This window comes from Ensifer sp. Root31 (assembly GCF_001424825.1).
In the GTDB taxonomy this organism is placed as follows: Bacteria; Pseudomonadota; Alphaproteobacteria; order Rhizobiales; family Rhizobiaceae; genus Ensifer; species Ensifer canadensis.
The window spans coordinates 27,897-45,229 of sequence record NZ_LMCO01000008.1 but is presented as its reverse complement, the minus strand read 5'-3'; the positions used below and the strand labels follow the sequence as shown (position 1 = coordinate 45,229).

Genomic DNA, 17,333 nt, shown 5'->3' with positions numbered 1-17,333 from the left:
TATATTGCGCCATCCGCCTACTTAGTAGGACTTCATGATTCATCTTTGGCTCGGAGTTTCATTTTCCAATACCTCATTTCCGACGATTTGACTAGGACATTTAAGATAGTATAATCGAATCTCGCTGGAGACAGAGGAAGGACGAAAAGTGCGCTCAAAAACAACCATTTCGGAAATCGATGCTCAAATCGAAGCACTGCGGGCGAAACGCAAGAACCTGCTGTTTAAAGCCAACGAGCGTTTCGCCCGGATGGCGCAGAAAGCCGGTCTCGCCGAACTCGATATTCCCGATAGCGAGCTCGACGCCATTTTCGCAGAGATCGTCACACGATTTCGCGAAAGGGTCCGGGGCGCCGCTGGTCCATCCGCTTAGGCGGCTTGACCAGCGGATTGTATTTCTCGAACGGAAGCGGCAACACAGAATGACGCAAGAGCGCAAGCGCGATACCCACGAGAAAGTCATCCTCGGCGGATTGGTCATCAAGGCAGGCTTAAGGAACGCCGATCGGGCGTTTCTGCTCGGAGCGCTGATCGAGGCGAGCCGGGTTCCAGTCGGGGCGGTGGAGCATGATCGGCTATGCGCCCTCGGTGCGAAGGCCTTTCGGGCGGAGGCCCGCGCACTGATCAAACTATAGACAGAGAGTGCGGGATGGCGGCGAAACGACGACTCAGCCCGATGGTCCTGCTGGCACTCGTGCCAATAGCAGTGAGCCTCGCGACTTTGCTTATCACAGCTTACAAGTGGCCGACGATGGCGACTATGGTTGCGCCCGAGTATGCCTATTGGTTCATGCGTGCGTCCCCGATTCCCAATCTTTTCTTTGGACCGATTTCGGGGCTCATTACTGTGGCAATCTTGCCTCTGCACCGGCGCAGACCGATCGCGCTTGTCAGTGTCATCACGTTTCTCTGCATTGGCGGATTTTACGCAGTACGGGAACACGCCCGCCTGTCCCCCTTCGTTCAGTCTGGAGTGGTCACCTGGGCAGGGGCGTTTTCCTATCTCGATCTCTACGCAGCCGCAGGCGCAATCGGCGGCTTTGCCATCGTGGCGCTCTCCGCCCGTATGTCCATAATCATCGGTGGAACGGTCAAACGAGCCCGGCGGGCCACCTTCGGCGACGCCGATTGGCTGTCTATGTCTGCCGCCGCCACACAGTTTCCGGCGGATGGTGAAATCGTCATTGGCGAGCGCTACCGGGTCGATCTCGAGACGATCCACCGTGTCCCCTTTCGGCCTGACGACCGGTCAACCTGGGGGAAAGGCGGCAAGGCACCGCTGCTCACCTATAGGCAAGATTTCGATTCCACTCATATGCTGTTTTTCGCTGGTTCAGGCGGATACAAGACCACGAGCAATGTTATTCCGACAGCGTTGCGCTATACCGGACCACTGATCTGCCTCGATCCCTCGACCGAAGTAGCGCCGATGGTTGTTGCCCATCGGCGAACGAAGCTCAAACGAAACTGCATCGTACTTGGCCCATCCAATCCCGCTTGGGGCTTCAACGTCCTCGACTGGATTGAAACCTCGAAATCCAAGGAAGAGGACATCGTCGCGGTTGCTCACATGCTTCTGTCGGAAAGCTCTCGGATCGAAACATCGACGGGGTCATATTTCCAGAACCAGGCGCACAATCTTCTGACAGGTTTGCTGGCGCACATCGTGCTCTCTGCGGAGTATGCCGGCCGTCGCGATCTTCGCAGTCTGCGCCAGATTGTTTCCGAGCCCGAACCCTCAGTCCTGGCGATGTTGCGCGACATTCAGGAAACATCGCAATCGGCCTTTGTCCGCGAGACGCTGGGCGTCTTCACCAATATGACGGAACAGACTTTCAGTGGCGTCTATTCTACCGCGTCGAAGGATACACAATGGCTATCGCTCGACGACTATGCCGCGCTCGTCTGCGGGACGGCATTCAAATCGGGTGATATCGTCAAGGGCGCGATTGACGTTTTCCTGAACATTCCCGCCTCGATCCTGCGCAGCTATCCGGGCATTGCCCGCGTCATCGTCGGTTCACTGATCAATGCCATGATCCAGGCCGACGGGGCCTTCGACCGCCGCGCACTCTTCATGCTCGATGAGATCGATCTGCTCGGCTTCATGCGCGTGCTCGAGGATGCCCGCGACTACGGCCGGAAATACGGCATCACGCTGATGTTGATGTATCAATCGGTCGGCCAGCTCGAAAAGCACTTCGGCCGTGATGGCGCGACCTCATGGATCGATGGATGCGCCTTTGCATCCTATGCGGCAATCAAGGCGCTCGACACGGCCCGGAACGTTTCCGCTCAATGTGGCGAAATGACCGTTGAGGTCGAGGGCCGGTCCCGCAATATCGGCGGGAGCAGCTCTGACAAAGCTTCAAGGCGGTCAGAGAGTGTCAGCCTTCAGCGCAGACCGCTGATTATGCCGCACGAAATCATCCAGTCGATGCGCAAGGACGAGCAGATCATCATTGTCCAGGGCCACAGTCCGTTGCGTTGCGGACGTGCGATTTATTTCCGGAGAAAGGACATGAATGCGGCGGTCGAACCCAACCGGTTCGTCAAGACAGCGGCGACCTAAGCGATCACATCCTGTCACCGCTCGGCAATACGTCCAGAAGATTGCTGTCGAAGCAAGATGACGCACGGCCACTATTTTGGAGGTGGGTCATCGGTGTTGCGACGGACGAGTTCCTGCCGTGCCGCTTCCAGTTCGGCTTCGATCTGGTGGCGCTCCTCGGCGTCCGGGCAATATTGCAATTCGGCGCGCAGTTCCTCGATGTGCTGTTCGATGGTCATCGTCATCTCCTTGAATTTGTGAAAGATGACGCCGTCGGTCATGAGGGGTCGGAAGGGGTCAAGGCTCGCGTCACGCGACCGGCGGAGCCGGCGCGCGGAGGAGCCGATTTTGCCGCTTGCGGCAAAATTGGAGGGGGCCGCGCGGCCTTGAAGCATTCAGACCCCTCATGGCATCCTGACGTTTCTGAGCAGACAGGGTGGGTTGGGTATGCCACCCAGAATATACGGGCAGCTGGCTGCCTCGCTTCTAACAAGATCCGGTTAGAGCGCCACGCGCAGTATTTCGCCAATGATGACAAACAAATCGAGACCGTAGCCTGCCGACTACGGTCCCTCTTGGCTATATACTCAGCTAGGCGACGATCCGGCTGGCTGCAGTAGCGACTTTGGCATAGGCCGAAATTGACCGGTCCGCTTTAAAGGTGAGGTCCCTTTCGACGCGCAGGCCAAGGCGACCGCGAACGGATTGGATCTCCGAGAGAAGAACGGAACCGAGTTCGGGAAACCCGACGCCGAGGTCGCAGAGCCCGAAGAGCAAATCGGGGTCCTCCGGGTCGGCAGCGGCGATCAACCATGTGGCGGCCGCGTCGGGCGTAAACAGTTTGACGAGCGGAAGCGGATCGAAGTCTGGATCGCGTTGGAAGCGTCGACCGTTGGTGATTAGGGCCGCGCGGATTTCCTCGGTGATGAGGCGCATTGGTATTCTCCAAGATGAAGGGGTTGGACGGAGCGGCCCCGCGATCACCGCGGGGCCGGCGTGTGCGACGCTCAGGCTGGATCATTCCACAGGATGACCTTGCGGTTCGCCTCGCCGCCCGGCGCCGGTGCGACATTGCCGAAGATCACACCGATCTCCGGCGCTTCAAGCTTGACCGAGAGGTATTCCTCGCCAGTGCGCTGCGAGTTCCGGTACCAGCCGGCGCCGATCTCGAAGCCGGTGCGGCGGTGGATGATGCGATAGTCAGGGGCGCCTTCGCTTACCTTCTGGCCATTCGGAATGAGGGCGATCGGGGCGTGACCTTGATGGTCGCGAAGAGACCTTCGAGGGTGCCGTCGGTCTTTTCGGTAAGGGTTGCGATCGTGGTGGCCATGGTGCTGTCTCCTTCGGTTGCTCGGGAACCATTCCCGATGGCGCCCGAAGAAGGGGCCGAGCCGCAAGTGTCACCGCAGCGAAGCGGAGGGAAACCCCTTGCGGGTTGACGCTGGACGCGGCCGGTCCCTTAGAAAGGCGACATCGAGAACGGGAATGGTTTCCGACGCGAGCGATCGAGGAGACGCGTGGTTCGTGCGCGCCATCGCACACGGGCGTTCAAAAACCGGCAGCGCGGGTTTCATGGGGCTGGAACCTCATGAGCAACGCTATCGCCCGCAAATAGTGCAGGGTTGGGAGGCCGCTGCGCGTTCGTCATTAACCGAGACAGCCGACGGACTGGCTCGCAGGATCCGCGAAGGTCCGCGAGCTGCCGAAGATCATGCGGATCTCGGATGCTGTCCGGTTTGACCGAGAGGTATAGTTCGCCGGTATGCCGTAACGGTAGCCGCGGCCTCCACGAATACCCGATCGACAAGCGGAGACAGCTTGTACGTCGGCACAGATAAATGGCCTAGCGTGTCAATCGTCGATCCGAAATCCGACCTTCACAACCACCTGATAGCACGCCACCGCCCCATCCTTGATCTGTCCCCGGATTTGATCCACCTCGAACCATTCGAGATTTCTCATTGTTTTAGAGGCCCGCATAATCGCCGTCTCGATTGCCTCGGTCACCGAGACTTTCGAACTACCGATAAGTTCTACCTTCTTGTAGACATGGTCGCTCACGTTATCCTCCCGTATAGGTTCAGGCTACGCTTGGCTTCAAAAGGGGCTCGAGGGCACCGCTCGACGGGGTTGCTGCTCAATAGAGCGGGCATCGTCACACCGACAACGCTGCGCCAAGGGACTGCTTGCATGCACAGCGAACCCAACGATCCGGCAATACCGGGTTGCTGTCAAACAATGTAGAGGCAAAGGCCACCGCGAGCCGGAGATCAATCGACCCGGTTGACCTGGTGTGCCTGGGCCGCGCAATCCTTAGAGAACTTGCGGCGCCCCTCGTCATGAGGGGCTTGGTGAGACGGATGATAGCACCCCGGGCGCTGTGGCGGAGGACACTATGCCGAGCGACTTAGCCATATCTCTGTCACCCGGAACTTGCCCTCCACCCGTTTGCATTGAATGACCACATCGACCATCATCTTCAAGAGGTTGCGGATATCGTCGCGGGCGAGATCCTGCCCGCCGTCGGATTCCTTAACGAGGAGGGTCAGCTGCTCAAACGCGAGGGCCGCCGAGTCAGCGTGCACAGTGGTGATGGACCCTGGATGTCCGGAGTTGATATTTCGGATGTAGTAGAAAGCCGTGCCGTCGCGCAGTTCCTGCAGCAGGACACGATCGGGACGCATCCGCAGGCTTGACTCCAGCAGCTCCTTGGGACCGATATTCGCAAGGCCCTGTTCCCCCTTCGAATAGAACAGTCGAACGTGGTTTGGTTGCGGTATGACCAGCTCGGCTGTGTCCTCGATTGTGATAATGCGCTCGAACGTCGGAATGTGCTGGATCAGCGCCTTCGACAGCGTGGTTTTACCCGAGCCGGTCGCCCCGGAAATAATGATGTTCTTCCGGGCGACAACCGATTGCTCCAGGAACGCCGCATAGTTTCCGGCTTTGTAAAGCTTAGACAGCCTTGTGTCCGGACTGTCGGCCCGATCGCCCGCCGCGGCGGTCACGGTAAATAGTCCTGCTGCGTCGAGGCCCCCTAACGACAGGGACACCGATGAGGGTTTGCGAATGGTGATGCTAACCGTGCCTTTTGTTGTTGCCGGCGGGATAACGATCTGAATACGCTCGTCGTCCGGAAGAGTTGCCGAAAGGATCGGCCTCGCCTCGTCGATCGCCTGATGCGAATGACTGGCAACGGCGCGGGCAAGACGCATCAACCTGTCAAAGGTCAGTTCCGCAACGTCAAAGCGCGACCAGCCAGCGGACCCTTCAGCCAGGACTTCGCCCGGCCGGTTGATGACCACCTCATAGAGTGTGGGGTTTTGCAGCAACCCCGCGATCGGCTGGAGAAGCTGGCGCACGACAGGCGCGTCGCACGTTCCCGTCATGCGCTCATCCTCATTTCGTTACCACGCGCGCGCGTTTGCTGAAGTCGCCGAGGACAGAACGATTGAGAAGAGTGTTGCGTGGTTCGGTCACCCGCAATTCGTAGATCCGGGAAAAATCGAGATCACGTGCCACGAAAATCGACACGAGCTCGCCCTGATGCTTGCTGAGCGTCGGGACAATATTAATCGATTGCTCGACCGCGATCGCTGCCGCTTGCCTGCCGGCGCTCGTCGTACCCTCCGCGTCGACGTCCTGATCCTGTAATTGCCTTCCGCCAAAGCTCGCCACATCACCAACGATCGACAGGAGCAAAGCACTGCCGAAGCGCTCCCACCAATGACTGTCGACATGACCGTCAAAACCGGCGCGACCGAGCGCATCGGTTGCGGGTGAAGCAAGCGCAATGATGACACCGGTTGGCGTTTTCGCACGGTTCCAGAGGACGAAGAGCCGCTTCTGGCCGCGCCGCAGACCGCCGCGGTATTCGCCGACAATCTGCGTGCCCTTCTCCATCAGCACCACACGGCCGTTATCCGAAAACACGTCGCGATTGATGACACAGCTGGCGAAGCCAGGCTGGTCAGAAGACAGAGCCGTTTCGAGCACGCACGGGATCGAAGTCCCCATCGCGACGATATAGTTCCGGTTGCCGAGATGTCCGGCTCGCGAACCTTCGAGCCGTGTCGGCTTCAGCATCCGGTCGAAACGCTGATCTTCGTTTTCGCCTCCCTCGCCGCCAAGCGCGCCATTAATGGGCAGATAGGTCGAAGCTTGATCCGGCGGTGTTTGCGTGTATTCGGAACGGCGATCGATCACTTGGCCTGCGCTGAAGGCCATGACTGGGGCTCGCCGCGCAGAGTCCAGAAGCTCGTCCTTTTCGGGTTCGGTGGGCGCTTCGGCGACAACCGGCGTTGGCAATTTGACTTCGGGCAATGGCTCCACCGTCTTGGGCTCCTCTTTTGCCGGCTCGAAGTCCGTCGCTTGCCGGATGACCACCCGCTCCTCACGATTGGCATTCGGGTCAAGGGTCTGCGAACGCATCGACCACAGCCCGAAGCCGATGAAGGCGAGGATAGCTGCGACAACGGCGCCGCGTCTGAGAGCCGGGTTGCTGTCGAACCCTTGGGGAAGCTGGGCATGTCCGCGTTCGCCGGGTATCGTCGTTGGAACATCGTCTGTCATTGTGCGTCTCTTTGGGCTGTGTCCTCATCTGCTGCCTTGACGACCCTCTCCACCGATGGAGAGGTCGTATGTGTCCCGGGGTTGTCGGCGCCAAGAGGGTGGCCCTCGTTGAAGACGCAGATCACATCCGCTCCACGACGCAGGATGAACTTGCGGCTGATGGCATGAACGAGCACGAGACCACCGGAGATGGATTTTGAGACGAGACTTTCGGTTCCGTCGGAGTTCTCAAGGTAGATTGCCGGGATCTCCCGATTGTCGCCGAAGACAAAAGTTGTAAGCTTGCCGTTGTCGTAAACGGCCTGCGGTTCGATCGCGGCAGATCCTTGCACCGAATATTGCCAGTTGCGCGGGCCATATTGCTCATGGAGCGCCAAAGCGTCATTTGCAGCATCGGCTTTCTCCGCTTGGCCACGGGCCTGCGCTTCCAGGCGCCGGCGCTGCGCCTCGTCAGTGGGATAGCGGTACTTCACATAGAAGTAGGTATCTTGTCCGGCAGCAACGGAGCCGTCGCGCACTGTAAGCTCCATCTGGTAGCTGCGCTTTGAGCCATCTCGTCTTGTCGTGACTATGGAGATGTTGGTGATCGGCTGGTTTTCGCGCGGTTTTAGGAACAGAATATTGCCGGCTGGCGCCACCTCCCAAGCTACCGAATTGCCAAGCGCCACATGCGCGATCTCCTCATTGGGCGCAAACTCCACCTGAACCGACGAGCGCAGCGTGCCGACGATGCGGGTGATGTTGTACGGCTGGTAGTTGACGAAACGAACACGGTTGTCCTGCCCGGCGCCGCTCGGAATATCGAGGGCCAAGGCTGGATGAAACACCGTTGTGACGGCGACAAGGGCGGCAAAGACTGGCAATGAAATTGTCTTCAATTGATCGCCTCCGGATCTGCCCGATAATCACTGACGACGAAGCCAAGCGGATTGACCAGCCGGTCGGTCGAGGAGACCGGGGCATTGACATAGGAATAAGTGAGCGTCGCCACCCAATGAGTTGTGCGCACATCGTCTGCCCGGGTGATGGTGCTGAGAAAGCGCACCGACACGACGTTTGCGTTGATCAGGGAGATCGACTTGATCGTGACTTTCACCGTCGAACCGCGCCCGTAAACATTTTGTGGGGAGTGGGGATTGCTGCCGCGGTAAAGGGTGGCAAAGCGCATCTGCTCGGGTTGCGCCGACAGGAGTGAGACGGTCTCGAAATTCTCCTTGGCCTCCGACCAAACATAGCCTTCGCGCGCCCTGACATAGCGCGCAGCAAAATACTTCGTCACCGCTTCGTCGTAGCTTCCAGCCCCCGAGGTCAGGGCCGATACCACGTCGACAATACCGGTCGAATTGTCGACACGCACGACGAATGGCACGGCCGTCTTTAATGGCGCGAGCGCAGCGACGGCAAAGACGGCGGCGCAGGCAACGAAACTTGCAACAATCGCAATAGTCCAGGCAATTCGTGCCGAACGTTCGACGCTTATCAAGCGATCCTGATCGAAACGGCGCGCCCTGTCGAAATAGGCCTTCAAACCATCCGGGGTGATCATTGGCGCCCCAGCGCCTCGGCGCATTTGCGATAGGACGCGCGTTCGTCAAACTCCTCGAAGGCCGCCGGAACAGGCTGTTCACGCAGGTAACCGAGCGGTTTTGCAGAATGCTGTTTGCCGCCCTCCCATTGCCACATTGAACGGTTGAGCGGGCGTTTGGCGTATCCGTCGCATTTCGGGAGATGAGACGTCATCGTGTTGCATCCGCTGACCAGGGCCAACAATAGGAGGCAGAAGACAGTTCGCGGCATATCGACCGGTATCCTTTGTTCATCCGTAAAGGGGTCGCAGCGCCGTTGAGGCACCTTGCTGGAAGAGCATCGGCAGGTCACGACGTGTCGTGTGCCGACAAGCGGCGAACGGCGGCGCGCATACCGCGTCGCGCGATGCGCTGGACAGCGACTGCTCCGGAGGTGAGCGTACTCTCATGCGCATCGCGTGCCGCAGAGTAGCCATAGGTGAGCGACGCACCACCGGCAGCAAGGGATGCTGCGATACCGGGGAGCTGATAAAAGACATAGAGGCTTGCGATCCCAATGGCTCCGATCGCTATCGGCCGCATCAAGACGTCCTCGTAGGCTTCGACGGTGGTGAACGACGTGTCGAGCGTCGTGATCAGCAGCGAGCCGACCGCAACGACCAGGACCTGTAAGATAACGAAATTAACCAGTTGGCCGATCCAGGCTTCGGTGAAGCGCCGCGTGCTCTGAAACATCGCCAGTGCAATGAAAATGGGACCGAGTGCCAGAATGATGGCGAGTGCGACGCGGGCATAGAGGGAGACGATATAGCCGATAGCAGCGACGACGAATGTAATGACGACCATCAAGAGGCCACCGAACGCGGTCGCGATGTCGAGCGGCCAAGAGCTTCTGTTCCAGATTTGGTTGGCCGACGCCTGCCCCTTGTCGAGCAGTGCATCAAATGTCGACGCACTCGGTACGGTGCCGGTGTTGAGCGCCGTGGAGATTTCCTGCGGCAGACTGGTGAAGAATAGATCAGTTACAAACGCCCGATAGTCGGCAGCATCGCGCACGAGCATCACCAAAATGCCGAGCTTGATCGCGCGGTAGGCAAACTCCAGCACAGGCGTTTCGATGGACCCTCTGAGAACCAGATAGCCATAGAGGACGACATAGAGCACGAGGGCCGCCGTCAACGGCCCCGCCACCCACGTGCTGATGTTGGATGTTCCGGAAGAAATGAAACTCTCAAGTGGAGCCTTGAATTGATTGTCGAGGAAAGCAAAGACCTGGTACATCCGCCTTAGCCCCCAAACGCCTTGTTCGTTCGCTCGAGCCGAGCCTTGCCACGGACCGCCTCGGCCAAGCGGTTCAATTCGGTGAGAACCTCACCGTGCGAGCAGGCGGCGGGCAACAGCAGACGGGTCGGCATCGACGTTGTCATTTGAGTGCGGCTCCCATTGCGTCCATCCGTTTGCGCCAGTCTTCGGCCTGGCGTTGCAGATCAACCTGAACCTGCGCTTGCTGGATCATCTGCAGTGCCTGCATGCGCAGGGTGTCCGTCTCGAGAAAGGCGGTTTCGGCAAGCAGCCGGGCCTGAAGGTCTGCTATGTCCTTGGCGTCTCCGGCCGCGGCAATCCGTTTGCGCAACTCGTCGATGCCATCGATGCGCTTGGTTGCCGCGTCATAGATCTGCTGCCCGAGGCTCATCTGACCGGCGTTGCGGTTCTGCATACGAGCAAGTTCTGAGGCGTAGAAATCGTTGGCGCTGGTTTTATAGATGCTGTTGTCATCGAGGAACCTCGTGGCGGAATCGCCAAAGGCGCCGGCGCCTGAGCCCTTCAGCAGCCCTTGGACGGCTGAGAAATCGTCGGGTAGTGCGTTGCGGATCGCCGGATCGTTCAAGATGGTTGCGATATCAGCCATATCGGTCAGCTTGTTCAGGGAGCCGTAAAGCTGCTGCGCCTGATCAAGCTGCGCCTTCATCGTATCCAGTTGCTTGGTCAACTGGGCAATGCTCTCTATGTGTTTGGCGATTGCAGCGTTATCGACAACCGGGATCCCCTGCCCTGAGGTCCCTGTTGCATAAAGCACTGCGGCTGCAGCGATCATCGCTGTCATCTTCCTGATCATCAGCTTTTACTCCTCATTTGCTGGAACAGTGGCAACCAGGCGGACGGATCGTCTCCTACGTCCGCACGGATACGATCCCCCAGTTCGACATTGGCGGTGCGCCCGGACAACACGGCGAGTTCATCGTCGAAGCCTGCGAGATTGAGTTCGGCGACAACACTGTTGTGGCCCTGCTTGACGATAAACCGCCTCGCATCGTTGGAGAGTGCACACGATATCAGTTCGAACTCACGCTCCGTCAGCTTGAAACCATCGACATAATCGGCATGACTTCCACGCGCATTCGGCATGAATAGCTGTGTCGGGCATTGTTCGATGATCGTATGTGCAATCGGTGAACCGATAGCGTCGCGTGGGCTTTGCGTGGCAAACAGCATCAATCCGTTCTGCTTGCGGATCGTCTTCAGCTTATTTTGGGCAAGATCGCGGAAGGCCTCGTCGGCAAGCGCCTTCCAGAATTCGTCGATGACGATGATGATCCGGCGACCGTCGATCAACTGCTCGACCCGATAAAACAGATAGGCCATCAGTGGCGTGCGGATTTCCTCATTGTCGAGAAAATGCGTCATGTCATAACCGAGGAACTTGGCCCCGATGCCTATGTCGTCGGCCTCATTGTCGAAAACCCAGCCAAGCGGCCCACCTTTTTCCCAGCGACGCAGGCGCGCCGCTATGCCCTCGGGATCGGTGTTGTCAAGGAAAGCACGCAGCGCCCCTATGGTGCGCTCATCGCGCGAAAGGTCAGCAATTCCCTCGATGGCGCCGGCAATATCGCGGACTTCGGTAACGGAAAGCTCACGCGCCTTCGAGCCGACAAGCTTCGCGATCCATTGGGACAGAAAGACCTTGTTCTGCGGCGTGAGCTCAAGACCCTTAAGTGGTGCGCATCCGGTTGGCGCACCATTTCGCAGCGGCAGATAAATCCCGCCTGCGGCGCGCACGAACAGATCGGCGCCGCGGTCCTTATCGAAGAAGACAATATGCGGATCATGCTTCTGCAACTGGGAGAGCATGAAATTGACGACGACGGTTTTGCCCGATCCTGTCGGTCCGCAGACGAAAGTATTGCCGAGATCGCCATGATGGAAGTTGAAATAGAACGGCGATCCGGACGCGGTTTTCAGGAGAGCGACGGCGGGGCCCCATTCGTTACCGTGCTCCTGACCGCGGGGATAGGAATGGAACGGCGAAAGAGCGGCGAAATTTTTGGACGTGATTGCGCCAGAGCGGGCCCGATAGCGAAAATTGCCCGGAAGCTGCGCCCACCAGGCTGCTTCGAGCCCGAGATCCTCACGGGCAACGACTGCACCCCCAATGGTGAGGTGCGCGCGCGACTTTGCCAGATTGTCATTGAGCTCGGTCACCGATGGCGCAAAGACTGCGAGCGTCAGATGATGTTCGCCCAGGGCGAACCGGTTTGATTCCAGATCGTCGAGGGCGTCTGCAAGCTCGTGCAGTTGTGAACTTGCCCTGTCGCCAGCGCTGACCATCTGGTTCTGCTTGCGCCCCATTATCACCTTGGCGTCGGCCTTGCTGACAAAGGCGAATGACTGAGTGAGGATGAGCTCGAACGGTGCCGTCAGCAGGTCATCAAGCATGCCAGTGCGGGTGCGCGCCGGGTACTCCTTGAACCCGAACATGCCGGCGAAACGGCTCGCGGCTTCATGTCGTATCTCGGCGGTTTCCCGGCCAATGATGACCCGGTCGGAGTAAATCGCTGAAGAAATGCGCCCTTGCGTAAGCGGGATCGGTTCTCGCCTGCCGCCGACCAGTTGATGGAGCACCTCACTCGGCTCGGAAAAGACAATGCCGTCGCGCTCATAGATCGATAAAATGCGCGGCGCGAAGCGCGCCAAGCCGGCTGAGACGTCGGTCGTCACGTCGACCAGATGTTTGAGGGCCTGGCGATCAAGTTCGAAGCCAGTGGCCCGTGCGGTCTTTAGCCTGGTCAGCAACGTTGCAATCTTGCGGGCAGGATGGCGGGCCGGATGCCACACCAGCGTCAGATAGAGATCGTTGCGAAAGAGATCCTCGCCAACCATCCTGTCGCGGTATTTTTGATTGAGGCTGGCGGAGAAGGCATTGGCATAAATGCCGTGCGGATAGTCATTGTCGCGCCGACGGATGACATGTGCCCATAGCGCCAACCGCTCATCGGCGATGTTGCGATAAAGCGTGTTGAGATCGCGGTGAAACGCATTGATATCGAGGGGATCAGCTGTTTCAAAAGCGATGCCTTCAAGGGCGATGACCGTCATCAAAGCGCGAGAGTCGAGGCCAATGACGGTCTCATCGATATGACGAACGTAGGGAATAAAGGTTTCCGGTTCCAGTTCGCGGGCTTTGAACTTAGCAAGACTAGTCAAGGTCTAGATCCTCCCGGCCAAAACATGATCAAGGCGCAAGGGAGTGACAGTCGAGCCTCCCCACAGAACCGCGTTGCGCGCCCTGCCTCGCGTTTCAATGCAGGCAACGAGGACGCGAAACATATTATGGTCGTGCTTGACGAGTGCTTTGAAAGCGAGATGGAAAACCACGCCAACCAGGGCATAGACAATCGAGCCGGCGACGATGAACAGGATCGTCGTCAGCATCACGTTGATCGCCATCGCCTCCATCGTCACCCCGGCAACCATGATGGGACGCGTGCAAGCAAGTAATAGCGTGTCTTCCTCAACAGCAGCAGCGCGCGACATGAGCATCATCCGACGATCGTGTTGACCAGTTCGGTGGCGCCGAAGATGCCGCCGATACCGATGATCCAAAATCCTGCCTTGCGCAGATCCATGTAACCGAACATCCAGGAGATGCAGATGACTATGATGGCGATGACCGCGAGCAGGCGCGCGATATTGCCGGTCAGCATATCGACGATGTTCTGAAGCACGTTTTCAATGCCAGCGGCCTGGGCGAAGGCTGGTTCCATCATCGCCAAGGTCGTCGCTGCAGTGATCAATATCGACGCAGCAACAGGCTTTAAATGCGATCGTAAGGCCATTCGAAACTCCCTTTATTGTTTGGAAAAAACGACAACCGAAGAGCCCGCTTTCGAAGCGAATACATCCCAGTCATCCTGACCGCCGCGGGACAACGGCTGAACCTCTTGTGCCTTTGCGGCTTCGCCGAGCGGGACGCCTTCATTCGGCATTGGGTCAATGTCGCCGCTACCCATTGCTCGGTGCGGCGACCGTGCCTGCCGCGTGACATCTTCCAGTTCCAGCTCGGACAGGCGTGGCTTCAACCGCTCCTTTTCTTTTTCGACACGGCGGTCGTATCCGACGATCTCACCGATCTTTGCATCGCCTCGACCGAAGTAGGCGCGCAGCGTGACGGCTTCGAGCTCTGTGCCTTCGAACCCCGCGCGGTCCGCAGCGATCCGGTATTGCGTCAGAAGGTGCGCCGTGGCCTTGAGGTTCTCGCACGGGTCAAAGCCATCGACGATGCTCATTCCCATGCTCGCAAGGTCAGACGGGCTTATGCCCCCGAGCCCGAGATCCACGCTATGGCCCTCGGCAATGAGCCTGGTCGCAATATCGGCGGCTTCGACGATATTGCGCGGCGGAGCGCCGAGCGGATGATCACTGTTGATACGGATCGCCAACGGCGCAATGCCGCTTTCAATGCTGACGACAGCCGCGAGGATCTCGCTTGAGATCGTCGGTGCGCAGGTCTCAGCCAATTCGACGAATAGGACGGGCATCGGATCAAAACCACACACGTTGGGGCGCCACCCCATCAATCGTTAGGTCGACGAAGCGGGGGTGTTGGCGCACATGCGGCGGTTTCAGCCGGTACGCTACGCAGACGCGTCGTCCTTGTGCCCATTCCCATTGACCCGCCTGTCGCCCGTCCAGCCACCGCCTCGTACAACTGTCGTTGCCTGTTGGGACCGGCCGCAACGAAATGCATGTCGCTTCGCGGCCGCGGTCTCCGCTGCGCTGGCTCAGCCGATACCCAGCTTCGCAGTAATAGGGCTCATACCCCGGACGAGACGCTCGAAAACCGATACCGCTACAGACGGGGAAGGACCGCCCCTTCGCCAAATGTTTCCAAAGCTTGTGGATTGACGGCCGGCATTCCGCAAACTCGGTTGGGCCGCCAGGGTTCGACAGGCAAAGAAGGACTTCACATGCCCAATTATCCGCATAGGATTTAGTCTCGTACACGGCATATATTGCAATCGACAAAGAGCCGGATAGGACGATCTTAGAGATGCTGAAAACCATGCGAAAACCTCGCGGAGCAACTAGAGAGACCATGGGGGAGCGATTTGTCAGATCGCCTGCGTGTCACAAAAATGACAGTTAAATCCATGCCAACGTCATTTGACGCCCGCTGGCAGAGCATTACGTTTTCGTCGCTCGCAATGAGCGAGATCATGGACAATCCGGTAGAGGGAGAGACCCCGCAGGCTCGCCTCAAGCAGCTGGGAATGCTGAGCCTGCTTTATACCTTGCACCTGGCCAACATCCCGCTGACGCTGACAAACATCACGGAAAAGACAGGATTGACGCGGGGCGGAGCGGCAGAGCCGATCGACCAGCTGGTTGCTCGCGGCCTTTTGAGGGAAGGCTGGGCGAAGAACGCGCTCGGACGGGGCAAGGCCCGCGAATTCGAGATATCGGATACGCTCTTTGCAAGACTGAAGCAGGCCAGCTCGCCTTGAGCGCCAATAGACTTTTATTGATCATAGCCGGTTCACTCCATTGGGTTGAGGCGGAAGCGGCGGCCTCACTGGCGTGAGAAAGCCCATGTTTCGCGCATGTCGCTACACTGGAATTGAAGGTCGCCCTTGTTCACGATGGTGCGGAAATTGCAGGCGATCGAACTTGGCGGCATGCCACAGCAGCAAGGTCGGAAGCGTCGGGTGGATGGAACTAAGCTCCACGGCCAGAACGTCTTCGATCGCGATACGCGTGAGGAGGTCACTTGCCTCCACAAACAGAAACAATCGTTTGCCGCGCGCCCACATTGTGATCCTCCCACCAGCGACAGATTTAATGAGATCGCCTTCGTCCGTCTGGAGCAGTTGGCCAAGTGCCGGACGTTCTGCCAGGCGTCTGACGACATATGCGGCGCCTGGAACCTCAATGCACAGCTCACTGGCGGTCGTGGGTAAGCCGAATTTAGCGTTGGAAGTCAGCATTTGCTCCACCCCCGCTTGCTCGAACTCTTCGAGGACGGCTACGATCGCTTCGCCGATTGCCTTGATATCATCCTCGCTGTGTCCCGCTGTCGGACATATGCGCAATCCGGCGCGGCCTTTTTGAACGGTCGGAAAGAAAATTGCCGATGTGTAGAATCCTCTATTCAGCAAAGTTCTCGCCGCCGCGATTGCTCTTAATTCGTCACCGATCTCGACTGTTCGTATCGGCAGAGAGGAGCCGCGCTGCTGGGTTGGAACGAGGCAGTCAAAAAGAGCAATGCGTGACTGCAGCTCAAGCTGGAGATTTTGGAGTTCCGGCGTGCGATGCAAGGCTTGGGATGCGAGTGCAGCGCCGATCGCCGCTACATTCAAAGACGCAGAAAATGCATGAGCAACCCCGAACCTTCGAAAAAGCTGCTCCTGATGGTCGTTGCCGAGCATCAGCAACCCGCCTGAGGCGCCAAAACCCTTGCCCAGAGATGCTGCAATAATCGTGCGGTCACCGAGCGAACCGTCAATCTGCGACCGGGCATAGCCTTCGCCGTTACCTCCGAAGATGGAGATGCCGTGGGCGTCATCGACATAGAGGAACAAGCCGTAACGATCTTGCAACTGGCGCAGATGTTCGAGCTTGACACAACCTCCCATGGAATAGACGCCGTCGCAAATGTAGGCAACTGCAGGATATTTTTTACAAAGTGCCTCGAGCGCCTCGATGTCATTGTGCTCAATCGTTTCGACCTTGGTTTCACCAGCGAGCGTTCCCTTGTGATAGGCAAGCGTCGCATGGGCGAGGCGGTCAAAAACCATCACGGGCTTGGTGCCACCTGTCAGGTGACCGGAAGCGATCAACGGAAGCGCGCTCATGTTTGCCGCCAGCACAGTGCTGAACGCAATCACGCGCGCATCGAACAACTCTGACAGGGCCATCTCGAGTTCGCCGATGATCGCGAAATTGAGGCGGGTTCGCGCGCAAGACCAATGCAAGGCGCCGTAATTGATCAGCGCTTCGATTGCGCCATCGATAATCTTCGGATGATTATCGAGCCCCAGATAGGAGCAGCGCACGAAATCAACGACACGGCGCTCGCCTTCATGCGGTAGAACGACAGCCCGACCGACTGAAGGGCGCGCATAGAGCGCCATGAGCCCATGGAAATGCGCAGCATCGAAGTGGCTTCGCGAATGGCGGATGAGACTATCGGTATTCCGGCGGCTCCTGCTTGCGCCGTTCGGACCGGTCTTGGTGTTTATCGACATTTCGTGCCTCCAGAATATGAATTGACTGGAGACTGACCGTTGTAACGATCCTATTCAACGAAGCATTTCACAAATATTTTTGAATCTTCTGTAAAATATAAAAACAATTACTCAAATAACAATCCACACATTACTGAATTATACAATACTTAATTCACAATA

Annotated in this window: 19 protein-coding genes and 2 pseudogenes; 5 read left to right on the top strand and 16 right to left on the bottom strand. The window is 58.1% G+C overall.

What is annotated here, in order from left to right; all coding sequences use genetic code 11:
• Positions 1-148: 148 nt before the first annotated feature.
• From ASD00_RS09865 to traG, 3 genes are read left to right on the top strand one after another with little or no spacing between them, the layout of a single operon-like run.
• Positions 149-373 carry a TraC family protein gene (locus ASD00_RS09865; protein WP_057206344.1) on the top strand — a complete coding sequence of 75 codons (225 nt, stop codon included), beginning with the start codon at positions 149-151 and terminating at the stop codon, positions 371-373.
• A 49-nt stretch (positions 374-422) separates the two neighbouring features.
• The gene (locus ASD00_RS09860) at positions 423-635 is read left to right on the top strand and encodes a conjugal transfer protein TraD (RefSeq protein WP_057206342.1); all 213 of its coding nucleotides are present in this window, start codon (positions 423-425) and stop codon (positions 633-635) included.
• 14 nt (positions 636-649) lie between these two features.
• Positions 650-2,572, top strand: coding sequence for a Ti-type conjugative transfer system protein TraG (gene traG, locus ASD00_RS09855; protein ID WP_057206340.1), 1,923 nt, complete (start codon positions 650-652; stop codon positions 2,570-2,572).
• Positions 2,573-2,643: 71 nt separating this feature from the next.
• Here the strand turns inward: traG and ASD00_RS40910 are convergent, their stop codons facing one another.
• From ASD00_RS40910 to ASD00_RS42465, 15 genes and pseudogenes are all read right to left on the bottom strand, one after another.
• Positions 2,644-2,790, bottom strand: coding sequence for a hypothetical protein (locus ASD00_RS40910; protein WP_164474988.1), 147 nt, complete (start codon positions 2,788-2,790; stop codon positions 2,644-2,646).
• 352 nt (positions 2,791-3,142) lie between these two features.
• Positions 3,143-3,493, bottom strand: a complete 351-nt coding sequence (locus ASD00_RS09845) for a DUF2958 domain-containing protein (RefSeq protein ID WP_200951449.1) — start codon at positions 3,491-3,493, stop codon at positions 3,143-3,145.
• A gap of 65 nt (positions 3,494-3,558) precedes the next feature.
• A pseudogene (locus ASD00_RS09840) lies at positions 3,559-3,881 on the bottom strand (DUF736 family protein).
• 521 nt (positions 3,882-4,402) lie between these two features.
• Positions 4,403-4,612 carry a dodecin gene (locus ASD00_RS09835; protein WP_057206335.1) on the bottom strand — a complete coding sequence of 70 codons (210 nt, stop codon included), beginning with the start codon at positions 4,610-4,612 and terminating at the stop codon, positions 4,403-4,405.
• 332 nt (positions 4,613-4,944) lie between these two features.
• Positions 4,945-5,940 (bottom strand): P-type DNA transfer ATPase VirB11, encoded by a 996-nt coding sequence (virB11, locus tag ASD00_RS09830; protein ID WP_057206333.1) that lies wholly within the window; start codon positions 5,938-5,940, stop codon positions 4,945-4,947.
• 10 nt (positions 5,941-5,950) lie between these two features.
• Entirely contained in the window at positions 5,951-7,123 is a 1,173-nt protein-coding gene (virB10, locus tag ASD00_RS09825) for a type IV secretion system protein VirB10 (RefSeq protein ID WP_057206331.1), read from the bottom strand.
• Positions 7,120-7,986: a P-type conjugative transfer protein VirB9 gene (gene virB9 / locus ASD00_RS09820; RefSeq protein ID WP_244496033.1), complete on the bottom strand. Its 867-nt coding sequence runs from the start codon at positions 7,984-7,986 to the stop codon at positions 7,120-7,122. The genes virB10 and virB9 overlap by 4 nt, the downstream gene beginning before the upstream one ends.
• Positions 7,987-7,997: 11 nt before the next feature.
• Entirely contained in the window at positions 7,998-8,669 is a 672-nt protein-coding gene (locus tag ASD00_RS09815) for a virB8 family protein (RefSeq protein WP_057206329.1), read from the bottom strand.
• Positions 8,666-8,863, bottom strand: a complete 198-nt coding sequence (locus ASD00_RS38605) for a hypothetical protein (RefSeq protein ID WP_309141690.1) — start codon at positions 8,861-8,863, stop codon at positions 8,666-8,668. Before ASD00_RS38605 ends, ASD00_RS09815 begins: the two co-directional genes overlap by 4 nt.
• Before the next feature lie 134 nt (positions 8,864-8,997).
• The gene (locus ASD00_RS09810) at positions 8,998-9,930 is read right to left on the bottom strand and encodes a type IV secretion system protein (protein WP_057206327.1); all 933 of its coding nucleotides are present in this window, start codon (positions 9,928-9,930) and stop codon (positions 8,998-9,000) included.
• A 142-nt stretch (positions 9,931-10,072) separates the two neighbouring features.
• Complete coding sequence (virB5, locus tag ASD00_RS09805; RefSeq protein ID WP_082523513.1) at positions 10,073-10,765, bottom strand: P-type DNA transfer protein VirB5; 693 nt, start codon at positions 10,763-10,765, stop codon at positions 10,073-10,075.
• Positions 10,765-13,131, bottom strand: a complete 2,367-nt coding sequence (locus ASD00_RS09800; protein ID WP_057206325.1) for a VirB4 family type IV secretion system protein — start codon at positions 13,129-13,131, stop codon at positions 10,765-10,767. Before ASD00_RS09800 ends, virB5 begins: the two co-directional genes overlap by 1 nt.
• Positions 13,132-13,134: 3 nt before the next feature.
• On the bottom strand, positions 13,135-13,461 hold the full coding sequence (locus ASD00_RS09795; RefSeq protein ID WP_057206435.1) for a type IV secretion system protein VirB3: 327 nt from the start codon (positions 13,459-13,461) through the stop codon (positions 13,135-13,137).
• A 5-nt stretch (positions 13,462-13,466) separates the two neighbouring features.
• A complete protein-coding gene (locus ASD00_RS09790) occupies positions 13,467-13,763 on the bottom strand; it encodes a TrbC/VirB2 family protein (protein ID WP_057206323.1) in 297 nt (98 codons plus the stop codon).
• A 12-nt stretch (positions 13,764-13,775) separates the two neighbouring features.
• On the bottom strand, positions 13,776-14,213 hold the full coding sequence (locus ASD00_RS42465; RefSeq protein ID WP_337797717.1) for a hypothetical protein: 438 nt from the start codon (positions 14,211-14,213) through the stop codon (positions 13,776-13,778).
• A 54-nt stretch (positions 14,214-14,267) separates the two neighbouring features.
• Between ASD00_RS42465 and ASD00_RS42460 the strand changes: the two genes are divergently transcribed.
• Positions 14,268-14,417 (top strand): hypothetical protein, encoded by a 150-nt coding sequence (locus ASD00_RS42460; protein ID WP_337797716.1) that lies wholly within the window; start codon positions 14,268-14,270, stop codon positions 14,415-14,417.
• Positions 14,418-15,077: 660 nt separating this feature from the next.
• Entirely contained in the window at positions 15,078-15,431 is a 354-nt protein-coding gene (locus ASD00_RS09780; protein WP_057206320.1) for a MarR family transcriptional regulator, read from the top strand.
• Positions 15,432-15,935: 504 nt separating this feature from the next.
• Here ASD00_RS09780 and ASD00_RS09775 read toward each other — a convergent pair.
• Positions 15,936-17,171: pseudogene (locus tag ASD00_RS09775) on the bottom strand (aminotransferase class I/II-fold pyridoxal phosphate-dependent enzyme); the annotation flags it as partial.
• Between the last annotated feature and the right edge of the window lie 162 nt (positions 17,172-17,333).

Coding starts and splice junctions, on each gene's coding strand:
- ASD00_RS09860 (WP_057206342.1), top strand. CDS start 423: ATGACGCAAGAGCGCAAGCGCGATACCCACGAGAAAGTCATCCTCGGC.
- traG (WP_057206340.1), top strand. CDS start 650: ATGGCGGCGAAACGACGACTCAGCCCGATGGTCCTGCTGGCACTCGTG.
- ASD00_RS40910 (WP_164474988.1), bottom strand. CDS start 2,790: ATGACCATCGAACAGCACATCGAGGAACTGCGCGCCGAATTGCAATAT.
- virB11 (WP_057206333.1), bottom strand. CDS start 5,940: ATGACGGGAACGTGCGACGCGCCTGTCGTGCGCCAGCTTCTCCAGCCG.
- virB10 (WP_057206331.1), bottom strand. CDS start 7,123: ATGACAGACGATGTTCCAACGACGATACCCGGCGAACGCGGACATGCC.
- ASD00_RS09815 (WP_057206329.1), bottom strand. CDS start 8,669: ATGATCACCCCGGATGGTTTGAAGGCCTATTTCGACAGGGCGCGCCGT.
- ASD00_RS38605 (WP_309141690.1), bottom strand. CDS start 8,863: ATGACGTCTCATCTCCCGAAATGCGACGGATACGCCAAACGCCCGCTC.
- ASD00_RS09810 (WP_057206327.1), bottom strand. CDS start 9,930: ATGTACCAGGTCTTTGCTTTCCTCGACAATCAATTCAAGGCTCCACTT.
- virB5 (WP_082523513.1), bottom strand. CDS start 10,765: ATGATCAGGAAGATGACAGCGATGATCGCTGCAGCCGCAGTGCTTTAT.
- ASD00_RS09795 (WP_057206435.1), bottom strand. CDS start 13,461: ATGTCGCGCGCTGCTGCTGTTGAGGAAGACACGCTATTACTTGCTTGC.
- ASD00_RS09790 (WP_057206323.1), bottom strand. CDS start 13,763: ATGGCCTTACGATCGCATTTAAAGCCTGTTGCTGCGTCGATATTGATC.
- ASD00_RS42465 (WP_337797717.1), bottom strand. CDS start 14,213: ATGAGCATCGTCGATGGCTTTGACCCGTGCGAGAACCTCAAGGCCACG.
- ASD00_RS42460 (WP_337797716.1), top strand. CDS start 14,268: ATGGCCCTCGGCAATGAGCCTGGTCGCAATATCGGCGGCTTCGACGAT.
- ASD00_RS09780 (WP_057206320.1), top strand. CDS start 15,078: ATGCCAACGTCATTTGACGCCCGCTGGCAGAGCATTACGTTTTCGTCG.